We start from the raw sequence: 13,201 nt of genomic DNA on the forward strand, positions 1-13,201 counted from the left end.
TGCCTTCAAGTTGGTTACGCACTGAGGCGCAGATACCGCCCTAGGAACAACGCCGCGAGCCTTCGGTAGATGATGTCCGCCAGAAATCCGCATACACCGAGCGCCATCAGACCAATGAAGATTCTGTCAGTCTGCACCAGCAGTCTTGCCTGCATGATGAAATATCCTATGCCGGAATTGGCAGCGATCATCTCAGCGGCAATGACGCTCATGAAAGCACCGCCTAGCGCAACCCTCATGCCTGTGGAGATGAATGGCATGGCCGATGGCAAAGTGATCCTGTAAAACAGATCCCATGTCCCGGCCCCCAACGACTGCGCGGCGCGTGTCCTCACCAGCGGCGTATTCCGCACGCCTGCTATGGTGTTGATTACCGTCGTGAAAAACACACCATAGGCGATAATGAAATACTTTGAGCCTTCGTCGATCCCGAACCAGATGATCGCAATTGGTATCATGGCGACGGGAGAGATTGGCCGCACGAGCTCGACAAGTGGATCGAGGAACTCCCCTATTGGACGGAAGCTACCCATAACCAGACCGCATGTGATTCCGGCCAAACAGCCAATGGCAAAGCCAAGCAGGATGCGCGAGAGGCTAACAGCGACTGATTCGAGCAGTTCTCCGGATAGCAGGGTCTCCCAGCCGGACTGCATGACAGTGAGCGGCCGTGGCAAAAGGTACTGGTTAAAGAATAGAAGTGAGCACAGATCCCAAAGTACAAACCCGAAGATAATCGAGCTGATGTAGATGGCAACTGAACGCGCGCGAGTCGGGGATAGCGCTAACCTGATCCGTGGACCGGCGCGCCTGACGATCAGTGCCTCAGCCATGGCCATTCTCCAATCCGAGTAAGCCCTCGATTTTGGAAACCAGTGATCGAAAGCGCTCATCTTTAATGGTCCGCGGTCGCGGAAGATCGGCGTTAAGGATCTCGATTATGCGGGATCCGGGCCCGCGGTTCATGACCCCGATTCGATCAGCCAAAACGACCGACTCCATGATGTCGTGAGTAATGAAGACCACAGTGGTTTTCGCTTGCTGCCAAATGCGCAGCAACTCCGTCTGCATGGATTGACGGGTCTGTGCATCCAGCGATCCGAACGGCTCGTCCATCAGCAGAATTTTCGGCTTGATGGCCAGTGCACGAGCAATTTGCACGCGTTGCTTCATTCCTCCCGAGAGCTCGTCGGGGAACTTCGTGTCATGCTCCCGCAGACGCACGAGATCGAGGAGCTCATCAACGCGCCTTGAACGCTCTACGGCGGTCAGCCTCAGCATCTTCAGGCCGAACTCCACGTTGTCGCGAACACTCATCCAAGGGAACAACGAATTGTGGACGTCCTGAAACACTACGACTCGATTGTTACCCGGCCTTTTTAACACCTCACCGTCGAGTTGCACGACTCCGGAGGTCGGCGGGAGAAAGCCTGCAATGAGGTTCAGGAGCGTGCTTTTTCCGCAGCCGCTCGGGCCAACAAGGCAGAAGAATTCGCCTTCGTGGATGTGAAGATCGATATCCGTCAGCACCTCAGTCCAGCCGAAGCGCGTCTGAAATCCCTGGCGAAGGTCGCGGATGAGTAGACCGGGGGGTGACTGTAGCACGCACGCCTCCGTTGGGAGCAGAACGGTGGCCGTATTGGACGTTAGCGCGTCTCGACGCGTGTGGGGTCGGCGGACGCCACACCGTCCGTCCAGAAGCAGGTTTTAAAGTCGAGCGGCTTTGGGAGCATTTTTTTCGCTAGCATGAACTCCGCAGCCTGTCCGTAGCGCTCATACGTGCGAGCGTCGAAGCGGATCGGGAAGTGCATTTGCTTGGTCACTTCCGCGGCTTTCTTGTCAAGCTTTAGCGCTGCAGCAACGATATTGACGGTTTCGTCGCGGTTGGCTTGGGCGTAGTCGCTCCCTTGCACAAGAGCCTTCATGAAGCGCTTCACTAGATCGGGATTTTCGGCGATAAGATCACCTCGGGCGACCAGCGTCACCTCATTCGTGTAGCCCACCTCTCCGCCGCGCAGGAGGAGTCGCACCTTCGATCCAGAGATCGTAGCGGAACGCTCTTCAAAGGGCGAGAACCATAGGAATCCGTCGATATCGCCCCGGTCGAGGGCAGCGACCATGTCAGCCGGCTCCATATTGGTCAGCTTAAAGGTGCCCGGCGGCAGATCGAATTTCTTTTGCAGCAGATCGGCGAAGAACTCTCCTGATGAGCCGATGCGCGTCCCTAAGGTCTTGCCGCGAAGATCCTCAACCGATTTAATTTCGCTCTTCACCATTAAGACTGGAGAGAATCCGTCGTATCCCGTCGGAGCGACGATCTTTGCATTCATCACTTCGCAAAGTCTCATCGCAGGGATCTCGCCGGAGGCGACGAACTCAACCTTTCCGCTTCGGAAGCCATCAGTGGCGGCCGAACCCGAAGGGAAGAGCCGGACGTCAAGTTTGATGCCTTCCTTCTCGAAGAACCCCTTGTCCCTGGCGACGTAGAGGTTCGCGTAGTCGGGCGTCGTTCCGAGAAAAACAGTAACACTGTCAGCCGCGAAACTCACCGAAGAGGCGAATGCTCCCAGTCCGGCAACCACGCACAACACAGCCCGGCGGTTGATCAAACGCTGAGCCATAGCCAGTGTCTTCGTAGACGTAGATGGTGACATGCCCTGCTCCTCCGCTTGCGCTCCGGTTGATTCTCCGAGAGCGCACTGTTTATCTCGTTCGGGGCTTGCTTTCCCTAAGCAGCGCTCGTTTTCGCCCGCGCGCTTCGGCGCCCCGGTTGCGGTTCGTTCGTCCGCTCGTCTTCCGGACCATACTGCATCTCGTCGGTCGCGCGACGAGAGCCTTGCGGCTGGTCCCCGTTTGCTCTTACGAACTCAACAACTCCAGCTGCAGCAGACATGATGTGCTCGCGCATGGCTGCCTCGCATTGAGATGGCTCTCCTTTGCGTAGCACTTCCAGCAATTCGTGATGCTCGAAGCCCGACATCTCTGCGCTCGGATGAGTACTAAGGTACAGGCGAATATACGGAGCAACCGCCCCCCGTAGGTGCGCGGTGTGAGCAGCGAGTTTCGGGCGGCCGGAAAGGGCGCACAGATATTCGTGAAGATCATCGTGAAGTTGGATCCATCGAGCTGCATCGAGCTTTGCGGACTCGAGCGCCTGAACAGATTCTTCAATTGAACCTAGATGCTGTTGAGTAATGCGAGTGGCCGCAAGCCTCAAAGCTAGGCCCTCGAGGACGCTCCGCATCTCGAATAGCTCTAGTATAGCGTCTGGGCCCAATACCGTAACCACCGCGCCTCGGTTGGGCCGGTTCACGACGAGGCCTTCGCTCTCGAGCCGCCGGATTGCCTGCCTGATTGGCATCCTGCTGACAGCCAGCTTGGCGGCCAACTCGTCCTGATTCAGCTTTTCGCCGCCTGAGAGCTCGCCAGTCAGGATAAGGCTGCGAAGGTGCGAGTAGACGTGCTCCTCGGCAGTTTGAAATCGGAGTGCGCTGGTGGATCTTGGATCAAATATCATGGATCCATGATCCACGACCTCCGTTAATGTGTCAATAACGATTCTTGACGACCCCACCCGCCATCATGGGATGCACTAGTGGGAACTCGAGTCTCGTCGCTTCCTCCTGGCGGCTTGCGCTTGCCCCGCTTGCTCACAGACTTGGACGCACTGGTCCGCGGGTGAAACTTCGCGGGATGCAGCGGCATCTACATCGCGGCCTCACTGATATGGCTGTGGGGATGTTGAGCGTATCCGCCTGGATCGCGAGGACATGTCAGGCGCGGCGCTACGCCTTCTCTAGGCCACCATCATTCTGCTTGGGCTGATTACGAGCCGAACTCCCCCGGCCTCAGGGCTTCGAATCACAGCTGCCCTGCCGCGGCTCCGCCAAAGAGATTGCCGAATAGCCGTTGAGAGAAAGGCGGCTTGCCGGCCAACGCAGGACGGCTCGAACCTGCGGCTTGCGATCCCGAGGATGTGAAGGCGAGCGCCGGCCCGGCTGTTTCGGGGACCACGATTTCCCGTGGCCCCAGCGCCAACGCGCCCGGCCGGCTCACTTCGCCCAGACCTGGCCGGCCCGCCACGACCGCGTTCCGGAACGACGGATGTGAGCCTCCATCGTCATAGACGAGCCGGATGGCCTTCGTGCCCCGCCCGATCAGGCTGGCGATCTTCTGCTCATCCTTGGCCAGCTTCGCGGCCACGGCCTGGGCGACCGACGGGTCATCGGCGCTGAACGCATAGCGCCGGCCGGACACGCCCACCCGAGGCTCGAGGCCGGCAACATCGAGGATGTCGGTGCCCTCCTTGAGGTTGCGCCAGAAGGCGATATTCGGGTCGGCGCGGTGCTTCGCAAGGTTCTCGGGCGTCATCCGGAACGGCAGCGCCTGGTCCTAGAAGCCGCGCTGGCCACCCGCGAAAGCCTCGCGCGCTAGGGCATAAACCTCCGAAATTGCTTCATCGGTCATCGCATAGCATCCCATGGACGAGCACGAGCCGTGAACCATGAGGTGCGAACCAGATCGCCCATAGGAGCGGTCAAAAGCGTTCGGATATCCGAGATCGAACGAGAGATAGTAATTGGAGTTCGGGTTCATCTGGCCCGGGCTGACCGTGTAGAAGCCCTCTGGGGCCTGGCGGTCGCCTTGCTTCTGCTTCGGCCCGAGTTGGCCCGACCAGCGGCAGATCGGATAGGTCTTCAGCAGCGCATAGCGACCGTCGCGCCCAAGCTTGTAGAGCTCGAGCTCGGATTCCTTCTTGTAGATCCGGACCAGGATCGGGTCGCTCGGCGTGACGCCCCTCTTGGCCATCAGTGCCATCGTGGCCGGCGGAATCGGAGCCAAGCGTTTGTTGGGCCCGCCGTCCGTGAAGTGACTGCTGCCCGCACTGCAGGCCGTCAGAGCAGCGGCAAGGCTGCCCGCAAGAATGATACGCTTGAACATGTTGCCCCGGTGCCGTCGCGCCAACCCCTTGAGCGGCTCCGGCGAGACACACGTGGGCTGGAATTTTCTAGGCGACCGCTACGACGAACCCGGACGCCATTCGAAAACGCTCGTTGTGGCTGACTATGGCCAATTTGCGACGCACCCGATTCGTTCGCGAAGCTGGCGAGGCATCGCAACGCGGTGCGAACACTTCCATAGTGACGGCTCGCACACGGGAGGCGGCATGTCCAAGGGATCCACCTTGCAGACGACGCCAGTGACCTGGCGATCCAGTGCGCTGAGATCGCGCGGGCTGCCGTCCAGCCTTGCGACCATCACGGTGCTGGCGCTCGCTTCGCCTGCCCGTGCGGACGCAATTGACGGCGACTGGTGCCACGACGATGGTCGCCACATGTCGATCCACGGGCCGACCATCGTTACCCCGGGCGGGACGACGCTTCAGGGTGATTATACCCGCCACTCGTTCCAATACACCGCTCCGTCGAATGAGGCGGGCGGCGGCCAACCCGTCTCGATGATCCTCCGCAGCGAAACCCGAGTCGACGTCCGGGTCGGCGGTTCAGGCGAGACCTACCAGACCTGGCATCGCTGCACCGCGACCACGAGCTGAAGGCGGCCCTGAGACCACGGCGATGGGATGAGGTCAGGAGTGAGACGCTGATGTTCGAGCATTGTCATTGGTTGAATGAGCCCGACCGCTGGGCTTTGTTACCCGATGGCCTCATGGTCACGACCAACCAGGCAACCGACTTCTGGCGGGAGACGCATTACGGCTTCATTCGCGACAGCGGGCACTTCTTCGCGCGCGAAGTCCATGGCGGGTTCACCGCCTCGCTCCGCGTCCGAGCGCAATACGAGGCCCTCTACGATCAAGCCGGGATCATGGTGCGGATCGACGAGACAACTTGGCTCAAGGCAGGGATCGAACTGGCGGACGGTGAGGCCCTGCTGGGCAGCGTTCTCACCACCGGACAGTCCGACTGGGCCACCGGACCGTTCCGGGGCGACGCGTCTGATTTCTGGATCAGGGTGACGGTTGAGCGTGGGGTCCTGCGGCTCCAGGCCTCGGCAGACGGCCAACGCTGGCCATTGATGCGGCTCTGTCCGTTTCCGGTGGCCGAGCGCTCCTGGGTTGGACCCATGTGTTGCACTCCGGAGCGGGCTGGCCTGGACGTCTTGTTCTCCGATTTCACGGTTGCACCACCGAGCGGGCGTGCGCTCCACGACCTCTCCTGAACTGCAGTTCGGCGCCACATCCCGTCGGAAACGGGTTTGGTTCCAGGATCGCGGGCACGATCCACCCGAAGGGCAGAGCCGCCTCGATCGCGTTCAGAAAACCAAGGGACTCCTCACAGCGATAGTGCTGCAGCCGCCTCTAAGTGGTTCATCCGGGAATCGCCCTGCTCCCGACAGCGGCGTGACTTCCCGGATGAACCACTTAGCCTCAGCGCAGCACGCGCAAAAGTGGCAGGACCTCCTCGCCACCACGGAGTTGCGGGTTGGACGGCTCGTAGCATTCCTTCTCGACCCGGCAGAGCTGGATCTCCCGGCGGCGCACCTCGGCGCGCGTGCGCGCGAACGCCTGCTGAAGCGTCGCGGCGTTCGGGATGCCTTTCACAAAAAGCGCCTCGCCGAACCAGGTCCAGGCAACACCCGGCTCGCACCCAAACGAAGGATGCGTCGCGTCGGCAGCCGTGATGACGAGGGTACGCCGGTCCGCCAGAGCATCCGCGAAGATTCCAGAGTAGCAGGCCGAGACAATCACTACCTTGTTGCGAACCCCTGTTTTGCGAAGCAGGCGCTGGAGGTGTCGCGGCGAGAGCGCCACGGTCTTGCCGCCCGTGGTAACAGCGACGCCGTCCTCGGATCCGTGCGACGTCAGAAAGACGAAGAGAACGTCGCGTTCACGGTCCATCTGCTGGGCGACTTTAAGAAGAGCGGCTCGAAGACTCGTGATCGTCGCGCGGGGCGCGCCGGGTTTATTGGTTCGAACCGATACCTGACCGCCGCGTCCGTAGTGACGCGCGAGGATAGCCGCCCCGTGGGTAGCCTCTTTGTGGAACACCTCCAATACGTCGGACATCCCGAACGCCACGACGTGTCCCTTGGGAGCGATCTGGGCCGACTCAGACGGGTTTGAGTGTTGCGCAGCCCTGACCTGAACGTCGCCAGGACCGGTCACCCTAGTCGCTTGAGCCATTGTGCTAGCTTGTGGCCAAGCGAGAGCGAGCAGGATAAAGGCCAGCGCGAGTTTGCGACGGATCGCTTCGGACATGTCATGATCCCCTGGATGATCAGCTTACGTGAAGTACGTGAAGTATTCTGGACTTAGAGGCTGGTGAGCAATTTTGTTGCTCGATGAGAGAGATGGATTCAGGCTGACCCTCGGGTTTGGGCCGCTGCTGCGAATGTGGGCTGTTTTTCCCGTTGGGAGCCCCGGCCCTGGATGCCTGTCTCTACGCCAGCGATCTGAGTGATGCGGAATGGGCGCTGCTTGAACCGCTGATCCGCCGCAGCCACCCAGCCGGGTGGCGGCAGATCTATCCGTTACGGCGGATCATCGACGCAATCTTCTCTCTGCTGCGCACTGGAGCCCAGTGGCGGATGCTGCCGCATGAGTACCCGCCGCGGTACGCCGTCTTCTACCATTATGCTCAATGGCGCGAGGACGGCACGTGGGAGCACGTCACCCAGGCCCTGCGCGAGAGCTATCGCCAGTGCAACGCACAACGAGAGCCAATCTCAAACGGCGCCTTATTTCGAAGTGGCCGCGACATGGAGGCTGGTCGCATCAGTCACGACGCGCCCGAGCAGAAACGCCACGGTGCCTCCGCTCTCCGTCTCTTCGCGAGCCAGCGCCTCACGCAAACGGCCGAGAGGCTGATCGAACGCCGGACAGGGAGGGGGAGAGCAGCTCTGGGCAACCGCGGCTGCAACGTCCTCCAGCGCAATTTCGAGCCGACGCGATAGGGCCAGTACGTCTTTTGCGGGGAGCGCCACAGCGCCAATCTGCCCCGCGAGTGCGATCAGATGTCTTTCAAGCCGCTGGATATAGGTGATTACCGCAAAGGCTGGGGTGATCCGCCCACGCTGCACGCGTGGCTCCGCCAGAAGTCTTTGAAAGGCAGCCTCTGCATTGCCAGCCGCGATCTCAGCCTGCCGGCGAAGCTCTCCAAGGCTCGCGGGCGCTGCTGCCGAGCTGCTAAGCGCGCCGAACACCCCCGACAAATAGGTCCGATTGGCGCGGATCGCCCGTGCCATCTGATCGGGAACGCGCTCGCGTTCCCACTGAGGCCACAACAGATAACCTGCTGCCAACCCGATCGCGGCACCGACCGCGGTGTCGATGATGCGCTCCAGGGTGTCCGCCCAGGGGTCTCCGCTGCCCGCCGCGAGCAGAAGCACCACAAGCGGGGTCAAGAATGCCACCCCGAGCCCGTGCTGGCGGCGTTGCACGAAAAAGGCCATCGCGAGGAGGCCGATCAGGACGAGCTTTAAGGCTGGATCGCCATGAAGTGTCGCGAGTAAAAGCCCAGCGATGATCGCTCCCGCGATCGTTCCGGCCGTGCGCTGAAGGGCACGCGTGAGGGTCCCGCCGAACTCGGGCTGCAGCACAACCAAGGTGGTCATCGGGAGCCAGAGCCCATGAGGCAGCTGGAGCTTGATCATGATCGCGGTTGCCGACGCGCTTGCCACGGCGACCCGTAGGGCATGGCGAAAGATTGCGGACTGCCAACCAAGCTGAGCGCGCAACGCGGCGAGGGCTTTTCCGGGCGGAGTTGTCCTGGTTAGCGGCGGAAGGAGAACCCCCGTCGCGTGATGCTCGGAGCCGAAAAGGGTGTTCGCCGCTTCTTCCGCCGTCTCGAGATTGCGGACCGCTTGGGCGAATGCCATCATGTCAGGATGCGTCCCGCCCAGCAGGGATGTGAGGTTCTTCAACGTGCTCCGCATCGGGTCGAGCGATACCTGCAACCGGCCCTTAAGCAGTGATGTCGCGATCGCGCGGCAGGCCTGCTCCCATTCAGAAGCAATGGCCTGGAGCAGGCGGCGCTCTGTACTTGGCCGATCATGTTGGGACTTATGCAGGTGCATCTCAGCGAGCGCGACAGAGGCCTGTGCCACTCGTGAGCCGGCTCGCACCAGGATCATCAGCTGCGCCGTGGTGGTACCGGGTCCAGAGATCTCGGCCCGCAGACTCCCAAGCGAGTTCCGGGCTGCCTCGACGGTTTCGCGCAATTCATGGTGGCGCTTGGCGAGGAGTCGCTCGAGGCGCCGTCGTTTCACGACAGTGACGCGTTTGGCCTCAAGCGCGCGCATTGCTGAGATGAGACCCGCGGTCGATTCCCAGACAGCGGCGACTTCCTGCTCGAGGCGCTTGAACGGCCGCAGACGCCATAAAATGAGCGTGACCGCGATCGTCCACATGGCCCCGGCGCAATACAGCGCGGCTGCTTGAACGGGAGCTGTCTGCCCAGCGGGGACATGGGTCCCGATCAGAAACGCGATCCCAACAAAGAGACCGAGGGGGGTGGCGCTTGGTCCGAACGCTCGGGCGAGTCCCGAACCGAACGCGATGCAGAGCATCAAGAGGGTCGCAAGCCACCATGTTGCGCGAGCCTGCGTCCCAAGGAAGAGGGAGCAGGGCGAGAGCACCATGTTGAGTGCCATGGCGGTGAGGCGATTTCGGTAAGAGCCGCCGACATCCACCATAGAGGTGTTGAGGGCCCCGATGGTGATGAAGTGAGATGCAAGTCCAACCCCAAAGATGGGCAGAACCAACAGGGGCAAGGCCGTTGCGATCGTCCCTCGGAGCGCCCAGACCAGGGCAATCCGATTTGCACTCCTGGCGAGCGCCATCCGACTGCGCTGGAGGACGTGGGGGTGTGCGGACGTGACCGGCGTCACCATGCGCAGCCAAGGAGCCATAATGCGGGCTGTCATCCTTTCGGCCATCGACGAGCGATGAGGTCGCGGCCCGACCGCTCGGTTGTTGGGTCCGTTTTACATCGCTTTTCCCTGACGCCTACGGTGTCGCTCGCCTGCTGCTCTGGGCATGGACCGCGCATAGCCAAGCACTGACTGCACTTCAGCAATGTTGAAGCTTGAACCTGGTTCCACGCGTTTGCGGCGCGGCAGGGGCCGCCGGCAACGAGGAATGCCAATGATCGCAAGGGGCCGATGCACGAACGCTCCACCGTCCTCCTGAACTGGCGAGGCTGCAAACAGCCCATGCGACGATCAGGGGCTTTGAAGTCATGCGCATGATCCGCCGGGGTCACTGCACCCAGCGGCAACTTGGAGCGGCAGGCGAATCCGTCTTGTGAATCAGCTCTTCGGTGTTGCGGCCTGAGTGACCCGGTCGACTGGGTTCGTTATGCCCTCTTCAGGTTAATGCAACAAAGCCGGCTCAACACAGCTCCCTCCATTCTTCTCGTCATCGCCGGAACGGGGCTTGCCCTCATCCCGAGCCTGCCGCGCATTGAGTTGGCGCCCGACCTGGTCCTTCTCGGGATCTTGCCGCCGCTGATCTATTCGGCGGGCGTCGCGATGAGCTGGCGTCAATTCCGCTTCAATCTGCGTCCGATCACCTTGTTGGTGTTCGGCTGCGTGATCTTCACTACCACCACGGTGGCCGCAGCCGCCTATTGGCTGCTCGCTATGCCACTCTCCGTCGGCTTCGTGCTGGGCGCTATCGTAGCGCCGCCCGACGTCGTGGCACCGCTCGCACGACGATGTCGTTACCAGCGCGGTGGAAGAGTCATATGCGTGCCACGGCAACGCTTCTTGCGGCCTTTCGCCGGTGTGTGTTGCGGGTTCGGCGTAAGCCTCCGAACCCACGCCGCTGGCCAGCCTGAATATCAGTGTCGGGACGTGGTGGACACCGCCTACTACACGATCGAGAAGGACGGTCATCAGGTAGTCGCGACGGTTGCGTCCGGCGAGATCGCGCCCCGTCCGCTTTATCGCCACGTTGCTTTCAGGTCAGAAGGTGGATTTGTTGGTGCCGCGTGCTGTCGGTCAGAACGCCCTGATCGTCGGGACGAGCGAATTGAGGGTCGCGTGTTCGTCCGGTGGTCTTCGTGATCGAACGCTGATTTTCGCTTTGCGATCACCACCCGCGGGTCCCTCTCCTCGCCCGCCTTGCGTGAGGCAGATCACGGAAAATGCCGAGACTCTCCGGCAAGGTATTCTCGCGATCGGAGTAGCCGTTGCAAATGGCTGCGCAACACCGGGAGCACGATCATGTCCAGTTTGAGCCATGCCGTAGAGTGCATCCCCTTCGTCGGCAGCGATGCCCCTGCGAGCGGCATCGGAGTGAAGCAGCTGGCCGCTCACTTCATTGCCCTGCTCGCAGACGCAAGACGCCGTGCCGCCCTGCGCCGCGCCCGCCGTGAGCTCCTCAAGTGGCCCGACTATCTGCTGAAGGACATGGGTCTCTCCCGATCCGAGATCGCTTGGGTTGTGGAACACGGCCGGTTCGGTCACGCGAGCCGCAAGTGACCCCATTGCCTCGCCGTATCCTGCCTCTCGTGGAGGGATCATGTCAGACGAGCTGGATCCTCTGGTGCGCGATCTCGTCGAGTGGCTCGCCAAGGAGCCGCGCAGCTACAGGGAGGTGATGGAGGCTTGGCGCACATCGTGTCCCAGGCTCACCGTCTGGGAGGAGGCGCTCGACCGTGATTTCCTTGAGCGCAGGGTCGTTGAAGGGCAGGCCTTCGTGTTCGTGACCGATCGTGGCGAGACCTTCTTGAGGGCTAGCCGGCGCGTCATACCGTGACCACCGTTATCGCCTGACCTCTCCCTGAGCAGGCCCGCTCACCCGGGCTTTTTGGGAACGGCGCAGAGGCTCACATGAATGACTGCTCTCGACCTTAAAGTGGAAGTTCGACCAAGGTTAGCTTGGTGCCAAGAGCCGCCATCTAGGCTTGCTCCATGGCTCTTCTGATGTCGACCCTCAGCGGAGATACCGGCCGCCTACCGTCGAGTTCGGCGATCAACCGCCATTGCACCGACTTCGAGCCTGGGTGAAGGCTGCCTGAGCGGCGCCGGGATGGTAAAGTCGGCGCTCCAGACGTTGTTGATGGGCGGCTTCGCGGCGGATGCAGCGTTCTGACTGGCGTCACGGCTCGCCTGGGCGCCGCGGCACGCGGCTTGGAAATTCCCTCGCCTGGAGCGGCGGCAAGCAGGGGAGAGCCTTATGAATACCGAAAGTCGCGTCAAGTTCTTGCGTGTTGCGCTAATCGTATTCGGCTTCGTATGTCTCGTGGGGTTCTACCCGCTCACGATTGTATGGCCGGCAGGGTGGGCATGGCATCACACTAGACAGTCCATGTATCTGCAAATGATTGTCGGGATCTATGCGACGCTGGGAGTCTTTCTCCTCTATGCGTCGCGAGACCCGCTCGCAAATCGGAGCCTGATCTGGTTCACCGTTTGGTCGAGCGTTGTGCACGGTGGAATCATGACCGCGCAATCGATCGTGTACCCCGAACACCGCGAACACCTCTTGGGCGACGTCCCAGCGCTCCTGATCGTCGCCGCTGTCCTGGCGTTCCTCATGCCGCGACGCATCCCGGCAATCAGGTGAATTTGCGGGTCAGATCCCGCCGCTCGGGAGTTCTCACGACCGCGAACTCGCGCCTTGGCGAATGGCCGCCTCCCACCGAGGCTATGTGGAAACGGGCTGATTTGGTAGAGTGATTCGCGATCAGCGGAGGTCGGGATGAAGCGTTTCGTCGAGGGCGAGGATCGCCGGCAAGCGACACTGCTTCCCGATTGTTTGGATGACTACATTACTGAGGACAATCCTGTCCGCGTCATCGAGGTCTTCATCGACGAACTCGATTTGGTCGCCATGGGGTTTGCCGGAATGGTGCCAGCGGCAACGGGACGGCCTGCCTATCATCCCGCAACGCTTCTGAAGCTTTATCTCTATGGCTACCTCAACCGCATCCCGTCGAGCCGGCGGCTGGAACGCGAGAGCCAACGCAATATCGAACTGATGTGGCTGACGGGGCAGTTGAGGCCGGACTTCAAGACGATCGCGGACTTTCGCTGATGTGGCTGACGGGGCAGTTGAGGCCGGACTTCAAGACGATCGCGGACTTTCGTCGCGACAACGGACCGGCGATCCGCGCGGCCTGTGCCCAGTTCGTCGTGCTGTGTCGTCAGTTCAATCTGTTCACCCAGGCGGTTGTCGCCGTCGACGGCTCCAAGTTCAAGGCGGTCAACAACCGGGACAAGAACTTCACGGTCG

At 61.4% G+C, this 13,201-nt stretch carries 14 protein-coding genes and 3 pseudogenes; 9 read left to right on the forward strand and 8 right to left on the reverse strand.

What is annotated here, in order from left to right:
* Window positions 1-14: 14 nt before the first annotated feature.
* The 4 genes from BN1233_RS34270 to BN1233_RS51375 all read right to left on the reverse strand — a co-directional run bounded on the left by BN1233_RS34270 (window position 15) and on the right by BN1233_RS51375 (window position 3,517).
* Window positions 15-833, reverse strand: coding sequence for an ABC transporter permease (locus tag BN1233_RS34270; RefSeq protein ID WP_048710717.1), 819 nt, complete (start codon window positions 831-833; stop codon window positions 15-17).
* Window positions 826-1,605 (reverse strand): ABC transporter ATP-binding protein, encoded by a 780-nt coding sequence (locus BN1233_RS34275; RefSeq protein WP_052764062.1) that lies wholly within the window; start codon window positions 1,603-1,605, stop codon window positions 826-828. Before BN1233_RS34275 ends, BN1233_RS34270 begins: the two co-directional genes overlap by 8 nt.
* A gap of 41 nt (window positions 1,606-1,646) precedes the next feature.
* Window positions 1,647-2,621 (reverse strand): ABC transporter substrate-binding protein, encoded by a 975-nt coding sequence (locus BN1233_RS34280; RefSeq protein ID WP_046868113.1) that lies wholly within the window; start codon window positions 2,619-2,621, stop codon window positions 1,647-1,649.
* Window positions 2,622-2,728: 107 nt separating this feature from the next.
* Window positions 2,729-3,517 (reverse strand): GntR family transcriptional regulator, encoded by a 789-nt coding sequence (locus BN1233_RS51375; RefSeq protein WP_048710719.1) that lies wholly within the window; start codon window positions 3,515-3,517, stop codon window positions 2,729-2,731.
* Window positions 3,518-3,697: 180 nt separating this feature from the next.
* On the opposite strand from BN1233_RS51375, the pseudogene BN1233_RS51380 reads away from it, so the two are divergent.
* Window positions 3,698-3,800 (forward strand): annotated as a pseudogene (locus BN1233_RS51380) (YnfA family protein); the annotation flags it as partial.
* Between the two features lie 61 nt (window positions 3,801-3,861).
* Here BN1233_RS51380 and BN1233_RS50190 read toward each other — a convergent pair.
* Window positions 3,862-4,371 (reverse strand): hypothetical protein, encoded by a 510-nt coding sequence (locus BN1233_RS50190; RefSeq protein WP_052764063.1) that lies wholly within the window; start codon window positions 4,369-4,371, stop codon window positions 3,862-3,864.
* Between the two features lie 21 nt (window positions 4,372-4,392).
* Entirely contained in the window at window positions 4,393-4,941 is a 549-nt protein-coding gene (locus BN1233_RS50195) for a L,D-transpeptidase family protein (protein ID WP_052764064.1), read from the reverse strand.
* A 226-nt stretch (window positions 4,942-5,167) separates the two neighbouring features.
* Between BN1233_RS50195 and BN1233_RS34295 the strand changes: the two genes are divergently transcribed.
* Both BN1233_RS34295 and BN1233_RS34300 read left to right on the forward strand, forming a co-directional pair.
* Window positions 5,168-5,554 carry a hypothetical protein gene (locus tag BN1233_RS34295; protein WP_147707714.1) on the forward strand — a complete coding sequence of 129 codons (387 nt, stop codon included), beginning with the start codon at window positions 5,168-5,170 and terminating at the stop codon, window positions 5,552-5,554.
* Window positions 5,555-5,604: 50 nt separating this feature from the next.
* The gene (locus tag BN1233_RS34300) at window positions 5,605-6,180 is read left to right on the forward strand and encodes a DUF1349 domain-containing protein (protein WP_046868115.1); all 576 of its coding nucleotides are present in this window, start codon (window positions 5,605-5,607) and stop codon (window positions 6,178-6,180) included.
* Window positions 6,181-6,388: 208 nt separating this feature from the next.
* Here BN1233_RS34300 and BN1233_RS34305 read toward each other — a convergent pair whose 3' ends face one another.
* The gene (locus BN1233_RS34305; protein WP_052764065.1) at window positions 6,389-7,219 is read right to left on the reverse strand and encodes a C13 family peptidase; all 831 of its coding nucleotides are present in this window, start codon (window positions 7,217-7,219) and stop codon (window positions 6,389-6,391) included.
* A 152-nt stretch (window positions 7,220-7,371) separates the two neighbouring features.
* On the opposite strand from BN1233_RS34305, the pseudogene BN1233_RS45350 reads away from it, so the two are divergent.
* A pseudogene (locus BN1233_RS45350) lies at window positions 7,372-7,620 on the forward strand (transposase); the annotation flags it as partial.
* 78 nt (window positions 7,621-7,698) lie between these two features.
* Here the strand turns inward: BN1233_RS45350 and BN1233_RS34310 are convergent.
* A complete protein-coding gene (locus tag BN1233_RS34310; protein WP_187144444.1) occupies window positions 7,699-9,885 on the reverse strand; it encodes an FUSC family protein in 2,187 nt (728 codons plus the stop codon).
* Between the two features lie 354 nt (window positions 9,886-10,239).
* Between BN1233_RS34310 and BN1233_RS51385 the strand changes: the two genes are divergently transcribed.
* The 5 genes and pseudogenes from BN1233_RS51385 to BN1233_RS45360 form a co-directional block, all read left to right on the forward strand.
* Complete coding sequence (locus BN1233_RS51385) at window positions 10,240-11,028, forward strand: cation:proton antiporter domain-containing protein (RefSeq protein ID WP_425311770.1); 789 nt, start codon at window positions 10,240-10,242, stop codon at window positions 11,026-11,028.
* Window positions 11,029-11,187: 159 nt separating this feature from the next.
* Complete coding sequence (locus tag BN1233_RS34320) at window positions 11,188-11,445, forward strand: DUF1127 domain-containing protein (RefSeq protein WP_046868118.1); 258 nt, start codon at window positions 11,188-11,190, stop codon at window positions 11,443-11,445.
* 40 nt (window positions 11,446-11,485) lie between these two features.
* Window positions 11,486-11,722: a hypothetical protein gene (locus BN1233_RS34325; RefSeq protein ID WP_046868119.1), complete on the forward strand. Its 237-nt coding sequence runs from the start codon at window positions 11,486-11,488 to the stop codon at window positions 11,720-11,722.
* A gap of 420 nt (window positions 11,723-12,142) precedes the next feature.
* Complete coding sequence (locus BN1233_RS34330; protein ID WP_046868120.1) at window positions 12,143-12,532, forward strand: DUF6632 domain-containing protein; 390 nt, start codon at window positions 12,143-12,145, stop codon at window positions 12,530-12,532.
* 135 nt (window positions 12,533-12,667) lie between these two features.
* Window positions 12,668-13,201 (forward strand): annotated as a pseudogene (locus BN1233_RS45360) (transposase); the annotation flags it as partial.

The sequence above is a fragment of the Microvirga massiliensis genome (genome assembly GCF_001006805.1).
GTDB classification, from domain to species: Bacteria; Pseudomonadota; Alphaproteobacteria; order Rhizobiales; family Beijerinckiaceae; genus Microvirga; species Microvirga massiliensis.

Bases quoted from the DNA above. Each gene is read 5' to 3' on its own strand.
- BN1233_RS34270 (WP_048710717.1), bottom strand. From the start codon at position 833: ATGGCTGAGGCACTGATCGTCAGGCGCGCCGGTCCACGGATCAGGTTA.
- BN1233_RS34280 (WP_046868113.1), bottom strand. From the start codon at position 2,621: ATGGCTCAGCGTTTGATCAACCGCCGGGCTGTGTTGTGCGTGGTTGCC.
- BN1233_RS51375 (WP_048710719.1), bottom strand. From the start codon at position 3,517: ATGATATTTGATCCAAGATCCACCAGCGCACTCCGATTTCAAACTGCC.
- BN1233_RS50190 (WP_052764063.1), bottom strand. From the start codon at position 4,371: ATGACGCCCGAGAACCTTGCGAAGCACCGCGCCGACCCGAATATCGCC.
- BN1233_RS50195 (WP_052764064.1), bottom strand. From the start codon at position 4,941: ATGTTCAAGCGTATCATTCTTGCGGGCAGCCTTGCCGCTGCTCTGACG.
- BN1233_RS34295 (WP_147707714.1), top strand. From the start codon at position 5,168: ATGTCCAAGGGATCCACCTTGCAGACGACGCCAGTGACCTGGCGATCC.
- BN1233_RS34300 (WP_046868115.1), top strand. From the start codon at position 5,605: ATGTTCGAGCATTGTCATTGGTTGAATGAGCCCGACCGCTGGGCTTTG.
- BN1233_RS34305 (WP_052764065.1), bottom strand. From the start codon at position 7,219: ATGTCCGAAGCGATCCGTCGCAAACTCGCGCTGGCCTTTATCCTGCTC.
- BN1233_RS34310 (WP_187144444.1), bottom strand. From the start codon at position 9,885: ATGACAGCCCGCATTATGGCTCCTTGGCTGCGCATGGTGACGCCGGTC.
- BN1233_RS34320 (WP_046868118.1), top strand. From the start codon at position 11,188: ATGTCCAGTTTGAGCCATGCCGTAGAGTGCATCCCCTTCGTCGGCAGC.
- BN1233_RS34325 (WP_046868119.1), top strand. From the start codon at position 11,486: ATGTCAGACGAGCTGGATCCTCTGGTGCGCGATCTCGTCGAGTGGCTC.
- BN1233_RS34330 (WP_046868120.1), top strand. From the start codon at position 12,143: ATGAATACCGAAAGTCGCGTCAAGTTCTTGCGTGTTGCGCTAATCGTA.